General features: G+C 44.2%; 15 protein-coding genes. 1 reads left to right on the top strand and 14 read right to left on the bottom strand.

What is annotated here, in order from left to right; genetic code table 11:
* Positions 1 to 21: 21 nt before the first annotated feature.
* From HQR03_RS02905 to fmt, 14 genes are all read right to left on the bottom strand, one after another.
* Positions 22 to 1,056, bottom strand: a complete 1,035-nt coding sequence (locus HQR03_RS02905; protein ID WP_244951960.1) for a metallophosphoesterase — start codon at positions 1,054 to 1,056, stop codon at positions 22 to 24.
* Between the two features lie 187 nt (positions 1,057 to 1,243).
* Positions 1,244 to 1,705 (bottom strand): thiol-disulfide oxidoreductase DCC family protein, encoded by a 462-nt coding sequence (locus HQR03_RS02900; protein ID WP_173239066.1) that lies wholly within the window; start codon positions 1,703 to 1,705, stop codon positions 1,244 to 1,246.
* Positions 1,706 to 1,836: 131 nt separating this feature from the next.
* The gene (locus HQR03_RS02895; RefSeq protein ID WP_173239065.1) at positions 1,837 to 2,694 is read right to left on the bottom strand and encodes a fatty acid desaturase family protein; all 858 of its coding nucleotides are present in this window, start codon (positions 2,692 to 2,694) and stop codon (positions 1,837 to 1,839) included.
* A 115-nt stretch (positions 2,695 to 2,809) separates the two neighbouring features.
* A complete protein-coding gene (locus HQR03_RS02890; protein WP_109592250.1) occupies positions 2,810 to 3,265 on the bottom strand; it encodes a hypothetical protein in 456 nt (151 codons plus the stop codon).
* Between the two features lie 83 nt (positions 3,266 to 3,348).
* The gene (locus HQR03_RS02885; protein WP_173239064.1) at positions 3,349 to 4,314 is read right to left on the bottom strand and encodes a TIGR01777 family oxidoreductase; all 966 of its coding nucleotides are present in this window, start codon (positions 4,312 to 4,314) and stop codon (positions 3,349 to 3,351) included.
* Between the two features lie 23 nt (positions 4,315 to 4,337).
* A complete protein-coding gene (locus HQR03_RS02880) occupies positions 4,338 to 4,838 on the bottom strand; it encodes a hypothetical protein (RefSeq protein WP_173239063.1) in 501 nt (166 codons plus the stop codon).
* A gap of 117 nt (positions 4,839 to 4,955) precedes the next feature.
* Complete coding sequence (locus tag HQR03_RS02875; RefSeq protein ID WP_173239062.1) at positions 4,956 to 5,909, bottom strand: fatty acid desaturase family protein; 954 nt, start codon at positions 5,907 to 5,909, stop codon at positions 4,956 to 4,958.
* 126 nt (positions 5,910 to 6,035) lie between these two features.
* Complete coding sequence (locus tag HQR03_RS02870; protein WP_025651978.1) at positions 6,036 to 6,554, bottom strand: GbsR/MarR family transcriptional regulator; 519 nt, start codon at positions 6,552 to 6,554, stop codon at positions 6,036 to 6,038.
* Between the two features lie 121 nt (positions 6,555 to 6,675).
* A complete protein-coding gene (locus tag HQR03_RS02865) occupies positions 6,676 to 7,305 on the bottom strand; it encodes an L-threonylcarbamoyladenylate synthase (RefSeq protein ID WP_025651979.1) in 630 nt (209 codons plus the stop codon).
* A gap of 158 nt (positions 7,306 to 7,463) precedes the next feature.
* Complete coding sequence (gene dprA / locus HQR03_RS02860; RefSeq protein WP_025651980.1) at positions 7,464 to 8,711, bottom strand: DNA-processing protein DprA; 1,248 nt, start codon at positions 8,709 to 8,711, stop codon at positions 7,464 to 7,466.
* Between the two features lie 48 nt (positions 8,712 to 8,759).
* A complete protein-coding gene (locus HQR03_RS02855; RefSeq protein ID WP_227674887.1) occupies positions 8,760 to 9,857 on the bottom strand; it encodes a LysM peptidoglycan-binding domain-containing protein in 1,098 nt (365 codons plus the stop codon).
* A 338-nt stretch (positions 9,858 to 10,195) separates the two neighbouring features.
* Entirely contained in the window at positions 10,196 to 11,617 is a 1,422-nt protein-coding gene (thrC, locus tag HQR03_RS02850) for a threonine synthase (protein ID WP_173239060.1), read from the bottom strand.
* Between the two features lie 58 nt (positions 11,618 to 11,675).
* Positions 11,676 to 13,265: a transcription antitermination factor NusB gene (locus tag HQR03_RS02845; RefSeq protein ID WP_173239059.1), complete on the bottom strand. Its 1,590-nt coding sequence runs from the start codon at positions 13,263 to 13,265 to the stop codon at positions 11,676 to 11,678.
* Between the two features lie 66 nt (positions 13,266 to 13,331).
* Positions 13,332 to 14,423 (bottom strand): methionyl-tRNA formyltransferase, encoded by a 1,092-nt coding sequence (fmt, locus tag HQR03_RS02840; RefSeq protein ID WP_173239058.1) that lies wholly within the window; start codon positions 14,421 to 14,423, stop codon positions 13,332 to 13,334.
* A 231-nt stretch (positions 14,424 to 14,654) separates the two neighbouring features.
* Here fmt and HQR03_RS02835 point away from each other — a divergent pair, with 231 nt between their 5' ends.
* Positions 14,655 to 17,528 (top strand): response regulator, encoded by a 2,874-nt coding sequence (locus HQR03_RS02835; protein ID WP_173239057.1) that lies wholly within the window; start codon positions 14,655 to 14,657, stop codon positions 17,526 to 17,528.
* The last annotated feature ends 90 nt before the right edge of the window (positions 17,529 to 17,618 follow it).

The raw sequence follows: 17,618 nt of genomic DNA, 5'->3' as shown, positions 1-17,618 counted from the left end.
AACACTATTTATTTAAATAGCTCATACACCAGACTGCAACGTAATTATCCAAACCTCAGAACGCGTACCCAGTCTAAATGGTACGGGACCGATGCCATAACCAGAGGTCACCAAAAACTGCGTATCGGCTATTTTTTTGCTGCCATAGTTTAACGGTGTCAACCAATCCATCAATATCGTTAACGGGAATATCTGCCCGCCATGGGTATGCCCAGACAGATGCAAGTCAACTGGCAGGGTGCTGACCTCATCCATCGCGCTAGGACGATGTTCTAAAAATAGCACTGGTTTGTCTGTCTGTACTTGCGTTAATAACTCCTCAGCTGACAGTCTGGTACGATCGATGTCATCTGAGCGCCCCACCAGCCATACTGAGTCATTTAATAGCACACTCTCATTATCAAGCGCTTTGATGCCAGCCTCTTCCACCGCCTCAGTGATCTGTTGGTCATAACCGAAATAATCGTGATTACCTAAAGTCGCATAAACGCCAAGCGGTGCCTTTAACTTTGATAGCTGCTCTTGCATATTCGTATTATTGTAAGCAATGGTATTATCATTCATAATGTCGCCAGCGATAACCACGACATCAGGATGTTGCGCATCGATAAGGCTTACCATTTTCTTTATCTGTCGATTGCCAAACCATCTGCCCAGATGCGTATCAGAGACAAGCGCGATATCCATTGGTTTAGCCAGCGGCTTATCTATAGTGACTGTTAAACGATGTACGACGGGCGAATAAGCATTAAATACCGCTAAGCTAACAATGGCGACATAAACTTTAATGGCAAAGGTACGCAAGAGTATTGGACGAGATTTTCGCTTAAAAAGCTGATAAACGAGTAGCGCCACCGCAGCCGTTATCAGACCAGCATAAAGCATAAAACCTTGCAAAATACTGACGACTAGATAGACATGAAAGCGCTCACCCCAAAACTCAGTCAAACCATAAATGAGAGCACTATTATTAATAACAAAGACAGCTGCTACCAGTGCAGCTTTTGCAGCAGTAGTTTTTGGCTTTACAAACCAGCAAATAAGAACGCTGGTCATAACAGCTAGCAACTGAGTAAAAACGATGAAGAACCACATAGTAAGGTCTAATCAGATAGAGATAACGCTATCTTACGTCAAAAGCTGGATGCTCTGAATGTATTGTCTTTTTTTCCACAAAAACTTCATATGCTTTGCCTCTAAAGTGCTATTGCCACAAAACTAAATAGTGGCCAATAAAAGCCCTTTAACGTTTATCTGGTGCAATTTTGCAAATGCCATTGTCACAGGCTTGCATCACTGCTTTACCATAGACCAACTTGGTCACCCAATTCGGAATTCTATAACGATTGCGCGCGACATACGGATAAACAAAGTCACCCAGTTGTTTGACCACTGGCAAAAATAACAAGGGTGACCATTTCACGCCGCCCGTTCTGTAGAGCAGTCGTACGGCATCCATGTGCGTATACCAGTTATCGTAGCTGTCTTGCACACACATATAAGTCATCGCATCCTCACGGCTAAATCCTGCGGCGGCTAAATTATCAAGCCCCTCTTTCACAGGAACTAAGCGTATCTTCTCCGGCTGACGCACTTGCATATTATGCGCCTCGGTGCTGCATATCACGCACGCATCATCGTAGTACATGGTAATGGACAAATTCGCTTGCTCTCTATAACTGTTGATATGATTTTGAATAATCATCTTATGACTCCTTTCTGAGTGATATAGTCAATCCTATATAAATCAGATACGGTGTCAGGCTCGCTTAGTCTACTATTTGTAGTACTTTCACTCGCCTTCCTTGTATCCAAATTATATTGAAACGACTATAGCTAAACATCAAAGTGATGCGAATGGGCATTGGATTTTTCAGTCACCCTAGATTCTTGATACTGATTGGCTGGGGCTAAAAGAGGAATGACTGGCTGCTGCGTCCACTGCGGAGCGGTAGCATCTAAGCGCTTGGCCAGTACCGGTAAATGATTGGTTGGCACCGCTGGGAATAAGTGATGCTCGATGTGATAGAGTAAGTTAAAAGTCAGTAAATTAATCAATGGATGACGCTCACTGCGCGCATATATCACGTCATCACAACCATGATGGACGCTCCATACTGCAAAGAATCCTACCATCGTATTGGCCAATATCATCACCAATACGTGATACACCAATACTGGATGCATCGTGATAAAAGCGGTGGCAATCACTGCGAAAATGAGCAACATATCACAAGCAACCAGAATACGATTACGACGGCTGCCATGCGTCAGGCCAAACCACTGAATCATAATTGAAAAAATACAACCGCCTAATATCGCCTGATACCAAGGCAGACAAGCCCAATTACCCTCGACATCGCTGTCTCCAAGTGGATCTCTATGATGATTGAGATGTGTGTGCCGAATAGCATGCGTGCTACAGAGCATGGTGATACTGAGAAAAAACAGCATGGTTTCAGTAGCAAGCTTCCCTACTCCCAACGTTCGATGATAACAATCATGGGCTTGTCTCAGTGCGGCAGTAAAAAAGAAAAAAGTCGCCACAAGCGCAAGTAACCACCAGCCTTGCCACGCGCTCCACCATGACAATAATAAAAAAGGTAAAGATAAGAAAATATTATAAACAGTCTCGCCAAGACTAAGCTGTCGCAAATCTTGCCATTCAATATTGGCTAACGAAGGATGACGCATGATGTTCTCCTTACTTGGTGATAAGCAGTAGCTGTCTTGCTGGCGCGACCACTTAATTTAATCGGCTGTTTTAATTTACTTTATTTCTGTCAATAATGAAATTTAAAGTTAAATTTTATTTGTGTTTAGGTAATGCGATAAGACCTGTAATCACAGCGCTGGCTCCACCTATCAAGCTAAGAACCAATCCAAATATTATTTTCTCTAAAAAAACATCTGTTGCTATAATCCAAACTGAAAATATAAAAGTACTAAAGAATCCAATGAAGAATAACGGTACTATTTTTAGTATGGAGTCAAAGACTATCTTCAACTTACATATAGTTAATCCAGCTACTAACGTAGGGAGCAAACCAAAAAAGAATCCGCCTACAATAGAAGCTAATAGCATTTTGAAAATATCTGTTAACTCTTGCCTAAAAATATTACCGTCAATTACAAGCATCACAATCATATATAAGCAGACAATCAGACCACCTATCGCACCTCCCAACAATCCATAAGTTCCTATTACCTTAGCTTTAGGATAGCTGGATGCTGTGGCTGTAGCGCTAATCTCAATATCACTCATACACACCTCTATTTAGGTTTCACATGAAACAAAGCATCATGTAAATAATAATGATGTTTCACATGAAACAGTCGCTTAATGATTTACGAACTCTGCTCTTCTAAAGCTTGCTTCAGTGTTGGCTGTTTAAAATCATAACCTGCGTCCTGTAATGCTTGAGGCAATACCTTTTGTCCATCTATTAGTAGCGTCGACATCTCACCAAATATTAGCTTAAGCAGAAAATTGGGTAAAGTAAAAAAGGTGGGCCGGTGTAGCCATGCTCCAAGCGTTTTGGTAAAAGTATGATTGGTCACTGGATTAGGCGCAGTGAGGTTATAAACCAGCACTGGCGTATCATTGATAGTTTCTAACGAGTGCTCATCGGTAGTCTGAGTGTCCGCATAATTAGCAAGATACTTTTCAATGATGAATATCACTGCCCCAACCCAGTCTTCACGGCTGATCCAGCTCATGATTTGTTTGCCATCACCCAACTGTCCGCCGACACCCATTTTAAATGGGGTTAATAACTTACCGAGCATCCCGCCATCAGGATGGATAACCACACCCGTACGCACGATAGCCACAGGCACGCCATGTTCAGTGGCTTTGAGCGCTAACTGCTCCCATTCATGACATAATTGATGGGCAAAATCAGTTTCAAAACCACTGCTTTCGGTAAGAGGTTTATCGCCTTGTGCGCCATACCAGCCAATCGCAGAGCCGCTGACCATTAGCTTGGGCTTAATACTGGTGCGCTTAATAAATGCCAATAAGGATTCGGTAGGCTTGATACGGCTGGCGAGCAACTGCTCTTTGCGCGCATCGCTCCAGCGCGAGTCAGCAATGCCTGCGCCTGCTAGGTTTAAGATAACATCAAAGCTTTTATCCGAACTCGCCAGCTCATCATAAGTCATCATGTCGATATCATTCGGATGGGCTTGGCTGCTATCACGCGTCAGCCAAGTAATGTGCAGCGCTTTATTTTGGGCACGGTAACGCGCCATAATCTCATCGCTAAAGGCACTGCCTAAAAATCCTGAGCCACCACTGATTAAAATATTCATGTCCTATTCCCTATATTTCTTGCTTATCGTTTAGTAAAACTTAATTCGCTATAGTCATCGTCTTCTTTTTTAACTTTTATATCAAAACGACTTTTACATGCTTTTGGTAAAGCAATACAGCCAGCGATAGCTGCATTGATAGCGCCAAATAGTCCTATACCAATCATAAAGGCCAGTAGCACGCCAACCTCTATCAATGAGTTTATGCCTAAATATAAGACGATTGCACCCATATAACCTGCTGACGTTATAAACCCAATCAAAAATGTCGTGCGTAGACTCTTATGATCACCGCGCCATATATTCTTATAAGCGACGATAACACCCGTTAATAAAGCAGGAATAAAACCAAGCAGACCAACATATAGCAATGGCTGATAACCAATCTGCGCAAAATCCGCATTCCTAAAAATGAACAATAGAGCCAGCTCTGCAATCAATCCACCAATCATACTACCAAGCCCTGCAAACAAAATAATCACTTGTAGATAAGGATACACACCTAACTCATTATTCCTTTTCATTCTATTTATCCTATTAACATTCGTTGTTAATTAAGTATAAATATGGCGTTGCCAAAGCCAATGAAATTCCTGTGGATAATTGGTGGATAAGTATCTTGATTTTATTTAGCCTACTGATTAAGCAAAACGCTTACGAATAGGACAGTCACTATCATTACTATTTTGAGATTTATTCTTTAATTTGTTCCAACGATGATTAATAAAGTCCATCGCAACAGCGGTATTTGGCAATACATGCGCTTTGGTCAAGTGTGGCGCTGCCTCATCTAAACGCTTGGCTAATTCAGGTAAATGGTTGGATGGTACAGCAGGGAAAAAATGGTGCTCTGCGTGATATAACAGGTTAAAAGTTAGTAAATTGACCACTGGATTACGCTCGGTGCGAGCGATTGTCTCATCACAATCATGGTGCACGCCCCACACAGCAATGATGCCAACGCTAGCATTGGCCAACATCATGGTCAATATGTGGTATATCAATACTTGCGCTAACATGGTCAAAGCAGGAACAGCGACAGTAAATACGGTCAGTACGAGGGCAACCAAGACGACTAAAGCAATCAAGCCAAATTCTAGCCAAGCCAAGCTTTGATTGCGACGGCTGCTTAAACGCAGTCCTTGCCGATAGATAGCGAGCCGATAAGTTATCCCGCCGAGCAGTGCTTGCCACCATGACACATTTGCCAGACTGCCTTCAATATCACTATCGCCCAGCGGATCACGATGATGTGCCATGTGCGTGGCTCGAATGCTGTGCAAGCTGGTCATTAATAGTACGCTAAGCAATAATAATATGGCAGTGGTCGTACGCTTACCTGTCCCCAAACTATGATGATAGCCATCGTGCGCTTGACGGAATGCAGCAGCAAAAAACAAATAAGAAGCGCCGCATGCCAGTACATACCATGATTGGCTGGCGAACCACCAAGACAGTAGTAAGAACGGATATGGCAAAATAACATTGTAAGCGATTTGACCGCGCGTTAACTGACGCAAGTCTTGCCACTCGATTGAAGCAATAGCCTTTTTAATGACTTGCTCTTTATTCGCGTGTGTTTGATTGACTGTCATTTTACACATCCATTTGTCGTTGCTATTGTCATTAAAGCTTGACTAAAAATTATTTTTATTACATTAATTTCTGTTTAAACAGAAATTATATCGCAAATTTTTTATTTTAAATCATACAGCTTACTATTAACGTAAAACCTTTTTAATACTCGCGCCCAATTTGAGGACTTTTTTAAGGATACTTGTGGGTAGCTTCAGCATCTCAGACGACCATGTGGTCAGCGTGTTGACGAACTCTTGGGTATCCTTTATCCGCGCTTTTACTTCGCTATTTTCATGCTCAAATTCAGGACTGTCCATAAGTTCTTGTAAGAACTGCACCGTTGGCTCAAGCTCACGTTTTTGACGCTCAACGACGATAATACGTGCCAACTCCCAAACGTCGGTATTAGTCGTAAAATGATCGCGACGATCGCCCAATATCGATACTTTCTGTACTAGCCCCCAGTTTTGTAGCTCTTTAATACTGTTTGAGACATTAGAGCGCGCAACGCCAAGCGTCTCGGTAATCTCTTCCGCATTGAGCGGCTTACCGATGATATAAAGCAATGCATGAATCTGTGACATAGTGCGATTGACACCCCACTGTGAGCCCATTTCACCCCAATGTAAGATAAATTTTTCGGTCACAGGATTTAGTTTCATAGTATTTATTCGCTTAATATTTCATATAGTTTGGCTAATTTCTTAGTTCATATTGCATCATTCTTTTATTTCTGTCAATAATGAAATCAGAGAGTAATATCTATTGCTTGATTGCCATGCTCTAACGGACGATTAAACCTGTGATTGCATCACGTATTTGACTGGGTAAGGTATAGCCTAACGTCTCCGCCTGTAAGTAGCGGATTTGCTCGTCAAAATACCCATAAGCATCCGTAAGAGTCATAGCAGGCGGTTGCCCTGATGGATTGCAGCTTGTAGAAACCAACAGTCCAAAGGGATTATGCGCGCTGACCAACTGCTGGCATAGCTGACGGATAATGGGGTGAGCGATAACTCTGACCGCAACTGTCCGATGCTGCCCGGTTATCCAAGGAGGAATAGTAGTAATCAGCGCCTGCGGAATGGGTAACAACCAAGTGTGCGCTTGTTTGCATTGTAGCTTTATATTGTCACTATCCGTCTGCCAGCTATTAATGATTTGTTGGCGCTGACTGTCTTCTAAAGTATCTAATAAGGGCGCTAAACGCTCAGCACTGTCAGTAACGACAATCATACCTTTAGCTTTTGGGCGCTGCTTGATATCCAAAATACGCTGCACGGCTGCCTTATCATAAGCATCACAACCTATCCCCCAAACGCTTTCGGTTGGATAAGCAAGTAACTGTCCTTCTTTTAGCCACTTGGCAGCTTGAACGACAGAATCAGTAGTAAAGGATGCGGATTTTTTCATGGTTTGAAGGCTTCGAAAAGGTAGGAGTTTAAGCATTAATAATAACATAGGAGAGAAGCTGACTAAGTGAGCGACATTTAAATATTTATAAAATTGGGCTGACCTTAGCACCCTTAGAGGTATCAAAGCATAGCTATCGTTGTAAACACCCAAATAGCCTATACGCGTAAATAACGCCCACCTTGCACGCTGATGACGCCTAGTAACTCAAGCTCCATCAATTGTCCAATCAGCTGCGGTGGCGTAAGCTTGGTACTGACTAACAACGCATCTAAATCTTGTCCATGCCAATCAAGCTGCTCATAAACCAGCGTTAAATGCTCAGGGGCGACGATAGCGCTTTTAGGAGATTTGATATTAGACGGTATCGGTTGGCTCACCGCTGGCACAGAATCTGTCTCTGCAGCATTAGCAGACTGACTGTTAGTCGAGGGCTTATGGTTTGAGTTGGTCGTCTGTGCTGTTGGTCGATAGCCATTATTGCCATAAGCCAGCTGACCATTGACGTCCTCAATGACTTGCTGAGGATGATAAATCAACGTCGCGCCTTCACGTATCAGATGGTGGCAGCCCTCAGCATTGCTATTATCAATATGACTGGGAATCGCAAAGACTTGCTTGCCCTGCTCCGAGGTTAGGCGCGCAGTAATCAACGAACCACTTTGGATAGTCGCTTCGGTGACAATAGTGGCTAAGCTGAGACCTGCCACCAAGCGATTGCGCCGTGGAAACGTATGCTTGTGCGGCGGCGTATCCGGCAACAGCTCACTGATAATACAGCCACCTTGCTCGATAATTTGCGCAAATAATTTATCATGATGATTGGGATAATACACTTCAATACCAGTGCCCATCACCCCAATGGTTCGACCTTGATAATCAGCATCTGTCTGCGCCAGTGCTCCTAAATGGGCGCGCTTATCCACACCCATGGCCAGACCGCTAGTGATGATATACCCTGCCTGTGCTAAATATTGTGCCATATCAAAAGTAATTTTTTGCGCATGGGCGGTGGGTTTGCGACTGCCGACGATGGCAATTTGTGCTTGCTGCAAACGCGCGCGCTGGCCACGATAAAACAACAGCGGCGGCGGATCGTATATTTGTAGGAGTTGGGCGGGATAATCAGGCTGGTCGGCAAATAGCAGACCGTAGCGCCCCTCGATGAGCGCTTGCTGAATTTTATCGATACTGGCTTGTGTTTGCGCTGGCTGTTCATGGCGGGCAAGATGCGTATGATGAATACCCAATTGCCGCCAAGCGTCTACTTTGGCTTGCCAAGCAAGCTCTGCTACCCCAAAAGAAGTCATAAGCTTATGATAAGCCGATAATGACGCGTTCACCTCAGTCCACAGCGCCAATATTGCGCGCTGCTCGTCGGATAACATTGGAGAAACTGCCGTCATAATAGTCTGACTCGCATTTACGGATTCAACTGACTTAAAAAGTCTGGCTTATAGATAAGGGGGTGGTAGTAGCTGATCACCCACGTTGAGCGGTAGCTCAGAATCAAGCACATAGGCGTAGCTAATATTATCAAAAGTATTGAACACCATCACCATACCGCTCTGCTCACTGGGCAAGCGTACAGAGGCATCATTATCTTTGGTATCGCGTACCAACGCCCCTTTTTGATAGACAGTCAATACATCACCGGGTTTGGCACCATCAGTGCGACCCAAATTAATCGCGACCACACTACCCTTCGCCGCAGAACTGATTGAGTCCATGACACGAACAATCATACCGCCACGGCTAACGGTTGCAGGCGTTGGGTAAAATACGGGCGGGATAGAGTTGTTCAGCTCAACAAAAACGCGATCACCTTCACGGACTTCTTTGCCGTAGCTGTCGGTAAGCTGCAAGCTTGTGACGCCATTACTTTCTGTAGACGTAACCAATCCAGTCGCTACTTGGGTGACTTCAAGTCCGATGACTTGCTGAGTCTTTGGCTCAACATACATCTCACCTTCACGGTAGATACCATAACGCTGACCGACGATAAGTGGCACGCCTTTGGCGTAAACTTTGTCACCGCTTGCCGTGATTAAGTTGCCTTTTTTAGACGCTAATATATATGGTGTGGTATTAAAGTCTGCTGGATTAACGATGATGGTTTTATCTAGCCAATGCTGGATAGCAGACCATGGGATAGGCGGAATGCTATTGGCCGTCGACGTGACTGATACCGAAGTGGTAACTGAAGTACCGGTCAATTGTTTTTCAATCCCAGCACAGCCCTCACCCGTATCGACACCAATCAAAGTCTTACCTTGAATCACACATAAGATAAGAATATCGTTGGGATAAATAAGATTAGGGTTTTTGATTTGCTTATTGGTTGCCCAAATTTCTTTCCAGCGCCATGGACTGTCTAGATATCGTCCTGAGATATCCCACAATGTATCGCCTTTTTTAACCGTATAGCGGTTGGGCGCATCCGCTTTGATAGTAGGCGGTGGATTGTTAGCGTGGGCAGCATTCATTAGCATTGCACTACTAAAGGTCGTGATCAACAAGGCTTTTGCTATCGTTTTTAAGCTCATCTTCATTGTTATATCCACAATATGTACCGCTGTTGTCGCCATAATCAATACTATTTAGACCCTTTATTTAATCTCAAGCCTTGAGCATTATTAAAATTAATGACAAGCATAAAAGGGCTTAACAGTACGGTTATCATAACGCCTATAGGGCAGCTGTTCAGTGTAATTGGCTGGTGGGATTGCTAAAAAAGCGTCTAGCAAAATGATGAGTCGCCGACGCTGTTTCTAATATTACAATTATATCTACCATAACACAATCATAAACACTTTATTACAATGGCGTAACTTTTATGTGGACGCTTGTTTAATGGTTAAACAAAGCTAATAACAAGTCCAGCATTAATTCAGGCTGGATTTGGCGTCACATGTTGACGAATTTGCTCAGCGACCAGCTCAGCGTTGTTATCCAGCACCACCACGTGCTGTGGTAAGCTCTCCAAGCCTTCGGTATGCGCTGGCCGAGCAATGTCTATTGGCCCAATCGCTTCAACGATTGTGTCAGCAAATTTGACGGGTAACGCTGTCTCCGCACAGACAATGATTTCACCCTCTAACTGTAGCTCTTTAGCAACCTTGATACCGTCAGCTGTATGCGGATCAACTAGCTCACCATGCTGCTCATAAAGCGCTTTAATGGTTTGCAGGCGGTCGCTATGGGTCGACTTGCCAGCAGCAAAACCGTAACGGCTGTTGACCGCATCCATCAAGTCAGACAAGTCAAAACCTTGACCAGACTTCACCCCTTCAAACAACTCATGAACGCGCGCGCTGTCTTTTTCTAGTAGCAAATAAACAAAGCGCTCAAAGTTAGACGCTTTGGAGATATCCATCGATGGGCTTGAGGTAATGTAGGTTTTTTCAGTCGGACGTGGCTGATAAGCACCTTGGTTAAAGAAGTCATTTAGCACATCGTTTTCATTGGTGGCGACGATTAAGCGCTCAATTGGCAAACCCATTTCGCGGGCAATATGACCGGCACAAATATTGCCAAAGTTACCTGATGGCACGCTAAAGCTGACTTTTTCATCGTTATTTGAAGTTACGGCAAAATAGGCTTTAAAGTAATAAACGATCTGCGCTAGGATACGACCCCAGTTAATCGAGTTGACGGTTCCGAGGTTATAAGCGGCTTTAAATTCGGCATCTTGCTGTAGTGCCTTGACGATATCTTGACAATCATCAAACATACCATCGATAGCAATGTTATGAATATTATCATCGGTCAAACTATACATTTGCGCACGTTGGAATTCGCTCATTTTGCCATGCGGTGACAGCATAAAGACTTCGATGTTTTCTTTACCTCGCAATGCATATTCTGCCGCACTACCCGTATCACCACTGGTCGCACCGATGATAGTAATACGCGCATCTTTTCTTTTTAGCACGTATTCAAAGGCATTGCCCAAGAACTGCATGGCAACGTCTTTAAACGCCAAGGTCGGACCATTTGATAGTCCTAAAATATATAAATTATTGTCAAGCTTGCGCACAGGTACGATTTCTTTACTACCAAACACCTCAGCGGTATAAGTACGCTCGATAATATCTTGCAAATCAGCGGCAGGAATATCGGTGGCAAAGCGCTGCATAATCGCCAGCGCCAGCTGTGGATAGCTAAGCGTACGCCATTCATCGAGTACAGCGCTATCAATGTTTGGATAATGCTCAGGCAACATCAAACCACCGTCTGGGGCAAGACCCATCAAAAGCACATCACTAAAGTCCATCGGTGCTGTCTGACCACGGGTACTGATATATTTCATTAGATTGTCCTGTCTATAATGAGGTTATTCAATATTTAAAACGATTTATTCAGCAGTTTTATGAAATTGTCTTATGCAGCAACGCATAATAAAAACCATCGCCACTCGCGCTATCGATTGGTAAGCACTGACGACCAATCGCTTGTTCGATACCCCAGCTGCAATCCTCTGTAAACTCAATCGCTACTGCATCATTATGATGCGTGATAAAGTCCTGCATTTGCTCGACGTTTTCTTGCTTTAAGATAGAACAGGTCACATACAGCAGATAACCACCGGCTTTGAGTTGTGGCCATAGATTGTGCAAAATATCTGCTTGCAACAGTGCCGTTTGCTCGATGTCTTCTTCGGTACGAAGGATACTGATATCAGGATGGCGACGAATCACACCAGTCGCGGTACAAGGAGAATCTAGTAATATTGCATCAAAGACGGGTTCATTGGTAGCCGCTTTTTTGTTTTTTCCATGCTGCCATCTGGTCGCATCCGCACAGACGATATTGAGTGCGACACTTTTCTCTGCTTGCTGCAAATCGTGCTGACTTAGATTTAAGCGCTGTAAATTCTCACGAATACGCTCAATACGTGGTGCTTCGTTATCGATAGCTGTTACTTTGATATCAGCAGTCGCAGACGACGTTTCAGCATTATCTCGTTTCACGTGAAACAATGATGACTCGTTCTTAGAACTTATAAGCTCTAACCAGTGAGCCAATTTACCACCAGGTGCCGCGCAAGCATCTAGAATGTGTATCTCATTATTATTACTTTCCTCACTGTCGCTGTCAGTATTCGCAATTTCAGCATTGATCTTAGCCATCAATGCTTTATTGATAATTGGTGCAGCTAGTTGCGCATGCATGTCCTGTACGCTAGCCGTTCCTAAGGCGAAATCAGGCAAAGCGTTGACGGCAGTGCTTTGATGCAGTCTAAGACCTTTGGTTGATAGCGTGGTAGAAGTGGCAGACCCTGATGATTTTGCTACCTTAAAGCCAGTCGTTAGCTCAACGATATCTGCATCAATTTCTGCCCCGTCCAATGCATGCTGATAGTCTTCTACCGAAGTAACCGCCGAGTTCACTCGTAAAAACATCGGTGCTGGCTGGCGCAAGCCTTGGGTCAGCTCATCATACTGCTCGCTCCAATCTTGCTTAAGTTGATAAGCGAGCCAATTCGGTAGGCTGTGTTTTTTATCGCACTTCTTACGGAATTTGCTTGGATTCTTGGCGACTTTGCGCAAAATAGCATTCACCAAACCAGTTGAATGAGCGAACTCAATCTCTTTGGCTGCTTCAACAGTTTCATGAATCGCCGCATGATCAGCCACCTCTAAATACAGCAACTGCACTAAGCCTACTTGAATGGTGGTACGCACCTCAACCTCATCAATAGGGTTGTCTGCTAAAGTATCGAGCAAACGTGCCAACGCATGCCACTGGCGCAATGTCGTGAGCAGCAATGCATGAGCAAAGCCTTTGTCACCATCATGCAAACTATTCAATAATGGATCAAGGACGCTTGAGAGCGACTGACCGTTTTGAATAGCCAGTAAAGTGCGGATCACGCGTACGCGCACGCTGCCATTCATTATAAGGTTGCTTGACGGTTTGAGCTTGTTGTTTCTTGGCGCAGTGCTGGTTTGTCTCATTAAATTTGATTTCCTTGACGCCTAATCGATAGCGCCTTGTGCAAGTAGGTTAAATATAAGTAAAAATTAGTTTGATTCTTTAGTGAACTGGTCACCATCATTTAATTGGTTGCCATGGCAAATTTGCTCGGCGGTCATCGGCTTACCACCCGCAAACTGTAAGTCGGTGATGGCTAAAGTGGTGGCTGATGATTCAGCTTCACTCTCTTTACCACAAGCGACTAGAACCGCTTTTCGGCCAACGCTCACCACAATACCAGCAGGCTCATTGGTTTGCTGCGATGCATTCACAGGCAAGCTGGCCAATATTTTGACCCGCTGCCCTACCAAAAAAGTATAAGCGCCCGGCCATGGCGTCAGGCCACGAATTTGGCGTTCAATCTCCGTGGCGGATTGCGTCCAGTCGATTTCGCCTTCGGTTTTGACCAGTTTTTCGGCGTAATTGGCTTTACTGTCATCTTGAGCTACGGCTTGCGCTTGATAAGGTACCAAGTCTTGTAGCACGGTACTAATAGCTGCCGCGCCTAGTTCAGCCATCTTATCATGCAGGCTCGTGGCGGTATCACTGGCTTCAATAGGAGCACTGACCTTGTAGAGCATGTCGCCCGTATCCAAGCCTTTATCCATCTGCATGATAGTGATACCTGTCTCGCTATCACCTGCCAATAGCGCGCGATGAATCGGCGCTGCACCGCGCCAGCGTGGCAACAATGAGGCATGAATATTTAGACAACCATAAGTAGGCGTGGTCAATACACCAATCGGCAATATCAGACCATAAGCCGCAACAATCATGATATCTGGCTGATAAGTGCGCAAAGTCTGACGCGCAGCCATGCCTTCGGTGCTAGATTTTTTAAAGGTAGCTGGTTGTTCAACCACAATATCATTGGCCAAAGCAACTTGCTTGACCGCAGACGCTGATAGCTTTTGCCCGCGACCTGCTTTGCGATCAGGCTGTGTATAGACCGCGACAATCTCTATATTAAGTGTGTCCTGCTGGTTGATAAGCGACTCAAGGCTGACAGCAGCAAACTCAGGCGTACCCGCGAATATCACTCTTAAGGGAGCGATACGCTGCTGCTCAGCAAGCGTAGATGTCTGTTGCGGCTGGGTAGAATTTGTAGACAAATCAGAGGTGGAAGCAATTGTGGTCATAGTGGTGCATTATGTATGATTAATTCGTCCATTATAGGTGAGTTTACGACGTTGTGCCATGATTGTAATAGTGACAATCCAGCGTTACTAATGACACTATTTATCTTTATAATAGTAAAAAGCTCAGCTACTTATTCATAAATAAGCCAGAGCACGCAAACCTGTCAGATTTATCATTATTTTACGATCTGCCATCATGCCGACTTATTGTCGACTTAGGGTCATGCTTTTATGCAACAGTTTCAGTCTTTACAGCGCTTACTGCTCTTTTATACGTTGACACTATTGACCATGTTGTCACTGTACTACTTTGCGTTGTTTGACGATATTAAGACAGACAATAAGCAGCGGAGTATAGATACCTTTGAAACATTGCAGCATGCCGTTACTGAACACGCGCAGCCCCTAAACTCTGAAATCCAAGAAATACTGAGCGAGCCGTCTTTTGCAGGCATTAGTTATCAGATCATTTTTATGATGCCATCAGGGCAGACTCATATCCATCGTTATGTCCGTCCTAATGAGCGTGCATTTCCCACCGTCACCTTTCCTAATGTTATTACCTCATTGCCCTCTGATAGCAACAACTACGGCGCCTATACGCTCAACCCTCGCAACTTAACAGGAACGATTGAACTTGAGAGTGGTCATAAGCTCTATATCATATTGCGCCATAAACCCCTTGAAATAGACTGGATCTCCTATCGCTACTGGCTACCGCTAATGACGGCGATCATGTTCTTTATTATGGCGTTACTTTATACATTAAATCGCCAGACTAACTGGCAACAACTGATAGTTTATACCGATAATTTAAGTGCCAAAGCAAAGGATGCTTATTTGCCACCGCCGTTTGTTGACAAAAAATCGACGTCTGAGTTTTTGCGTCTAGGTCACGCGCTCAGTCGTATCAGTTACCAACTTCATAGTAACCATCGACGTATACAAACCTTGCAACATCGTCTTGAGCGTTTGGTTGAGCAAGCGCCGTTGCCGATGGTCATGATTATGCGTCACGGGCAGATTAGCTTTTTTAATCAACGTTTTGAGCGAGTATTTGATACATCATTCCAAAGTGATACCACCTACCAATTAACAGATTTTGTCTCAGCTGACGATGAATCGGTTCAGCTACTGCTCCAAAAACTCTCTAGCTTGCGCGTTACCCGCACTCTAAACGTTCGCGGTATAGAGAACCAGCAAGCCTATCAATTGCATATTACCCCATGGTTTGGCGAACATGGACAAGTACATGGCTTTACCGTGCTACTAAATAATGTCAATGAGCTTGTCAATCAGAACACTCAGTTGCAGCAAAAAAATCAACAGCTACAAGGCAAGATTGATGAACTTGGTGAGCTTAAACCCGCGATATATCACGAGCTGCATCAACCACTAGAGACGATAATCGACACCCTTGAAGCCGTCAATACTGATACTTTTTCTATCCAGCAGCATACTGTATTACAGACGTTAACGAGGTCGAGCGACGCGATGTTGACGAGTCTTAATGACATGCTGGGCATGGAAGAGATTGACGTCAAAAAAACGCACCTTAAGATTGAATCTGTTGATATCTATAAACTGGGACAACACATCAATGACTTAGTCATAGAGGATGCACGGCGCCAAGGGCTTGAGCTGCTTTATTTTTTTGATCCTGACTGTCCGCGCCATATTGACACTGATCGCAAACGCCTTTGCCAAGTCTTACTGAGCTTACTGGATAACGCCATCACCTCTACTCTTGCAGGCTCTGTTTCCCTAACGATCGAAGCCTTTTCTGACGCAGCTTTACCACTAAGCGTCAATGACAGTGTACTGGTTAACAATGACGACATGACAGCAAAAAACCCGCATAACTGGGTAAGGTTTAGCCTGCAACATACAGCTGTAGATAACACTTCGCGCAAACAAACACCGCCGCTTACTTACGTTAAGCAAACTGATGTTGCAGCTAATGACCAAATACAGCAACCGCTTGTGCAGGCAAATCTTGCACACACCAAAGCCAATACTTTTGCGCAATTATTGGGCGGCTTCCTTGAGTCAAATAGCTCGGATAATGACTGTAGCACCATCAATTTGTATTTGCCTTGTCGTCGTCCAAGTTATCAACCGGTCTATCACCTTAATGAGCAATTGACCAAAGTCCATCTGATTGCAGTAGTCAATCAAACGCTTGGTGCTGAGCATTTGCAACGTTTATGTGACTACTTATCTATACCAGCTTCTATTTATACCACTATCAATAGTGCAACTATTAAGCAGTTAACAAAACAGCTCGCAAAAGATGGGCAAACACTGGCACCCGTTCTGCTGTTAGATTATGAATATTATGAGAGCAACGCAATCGTATTCCCTAAGCCAGCAGCAGGGGACGATAAAAACATCAATGATAGTAGACGCAAGAGCTTGAGCCGCTTATTGGCTAATATCTCGCTACCAACGATACTATTGAGCATGAAGCCTGAGCGCCGCATTCCTTCTATGCTATTAGATCAATGCGATGGTTTTTTGGCTAAGCCACTAGACAATGCTTTATTATTATCTGAGCTGCTGCGTTTGACACTACCAGTCAGGCAGACGTTGGTAACCGCACAAAGCACTGATACTGACAAATTTGATACCGATAATCTTGATAATGATAATCTTGATAATGAGAGTCGGGCGCTGGTCACCGAGGTAGATGGCGCTACCATAGATATTTCTGACCACAAAACTACCAACGAGACCGCGCCACCGCTTATTTTGGTGGTAGAAGACAGTCCGACCAATCAAAAAATAGCGTGTAAGATATTAACCAAGCTTGGCTATCGTACCGTGGTCGCAGAAGATGGGCAGCAGGCGTTGAGTCAACTGCAAGCGCAGCATGAAGAGATTGCTCTTATTTTGATGGACTGCCGGATGCCGGTGATGGATGGCTTACAAGCGACCCAAGCGATTCGTGCGCAAGGGGATGATATTCCTATTGTGGCGTTGACAGCGAATAATACTGCAGAGGATCGCGATGCTTGCTTTGAGGTAGGCATGGATGAATTTTTGACCAAGCCTATCGATAAAAATAAGCTGCAATCGGTATTACAGAGTCTTATTAAAGATTAGGGCGTGCCCTCATTTCATCGTTATCAAAATGAAGACATGCCCTAATAGGTATCTTTGACACTCGCGATTTAAATTGGCTTGCAATTTAAA

Origin of the sequence: Psychrobacter okhotskensis, assembly GCF_013248965.1 — a bacterium.
Taxonomy (GTDB): Bacteria; Pseudomonadota; Gammaproteobacteria; order Pseudomonadales; family Moraxellaceae; genus Psychrobacter; species Psychrobacter okhotskensis.
Note: the sequence above shows the minus strand (reverse complement) of the source record. Positions and strands in the feature narration are given on the sequence as shown.

Excerpts from the sequence above, each read along its gene's own strand:
- HQR03_RS02905 (WP_244951960.1), bottom strand. The coding sequence starts at position 1,056 with ATGACCAGCGTTCTTATTTGCTGGTTTGTAAAGCCAAAAACTACTGCT.
- HQR03_RS02900 (WP_173239066.1), bottom strand. The coding sequence starts at position 1,705 with ATGATTATTCAAAATCATATCAACAGTTATAGAGAGCAAGCGAATTTG.
- HQR03_RS02895 (WP_173239065.1), bottom strand. The coding sequence starts at position 2,694 with ATGCGTCATCCTTCGTTAGCCAATATTGAATGGCAAGATTTGCGACAG.
- HQR03_RS02890 (WP_109592250.1), bottom strand. The coding sequence starts at position 3,265 with ATGAGTGATATTGAGATTAGCGCTACAGCCACAGCATCCAGCTATCCT.
- HQR03_RS02885 (WP_173239064.1), bottom strand. The coding sequence starts at position 4,314 with ATGAATATTTTAATCAGTGGTGGCTCAGGATTTTTAGGCAGTGCCTTT.
- HQR03_RS02880 (WP_173239063.1), bottom strand. The coding sequence starts at position 4,838 with ATGAAAAGGAATAATGAGTTAGGTGTGTATCCTTATCTACAAGTGATT.
- HQR03_RS02875 (WP_173239062.1), bottom strand. The coding sequence starts at position 5,909 with ATGACAGTCAATCAAACACACGCGAATAAAGAGCAAGTCATTAAAAAG.
- HQR03_RS02870 (WP_025651978.1), bottom strand. The coding sequence starts at position 6,554 with ATGAAACTAAATCCTGTGACCGAAAAATTTATCTTACATTGGGGTGAA.
- HQR03_RS02865 (WP_025651979.1), bottom strand. The coding sequence starts at position 7,305 with ATGAAAAAATCCGCATCCTTTACTACTGATTCTGTCGTTCAAGCTGCC.
- dprA (WP_025651980.1), bottom strand. The coding sequence starts at position 8,711 with ATGACGGCAGTTTCTCCAATGTTATCCGACGAGCAGCGCGCAATATTG.
- HQR03_RS02855 (WP_227674887.1), bottom strand. The coding sequence starts at position 9,857 with ATGAAGATGAGCTTAAAAACGATAGCAAAAGCCTTGTTGATCACGACC.
- thrC (WP_173239060.1), bottom strand. The coding sequence starts at position 11,617 with ATGAAATATATCAGTACCCGTGGTCAGACAGCACCGATGGACTTTAGT.
- HQR03_RS02845 (WP_173239059.1), bottom strand. The coding sequence starts at position 13,265 with ATGAGACAAACCAGCACTGCGCCAAGAAACAACAAGCTCAAACCGTCA.
- fmt (WP_173239058.1), bottom strand. The coding sequence starts at position 14,423 with ATGACCACAATTGCTTCCACCTCTGATTTGTCTACAAATTCTACCCAG.
- HQR03_RS02835 (WP_173239057.1), top strand. The coding sequence starts at position 14,655 with ATGCAACAGTTTCAGTCTTTACAGCGCTTACTGCTCTTTTATACGTTG.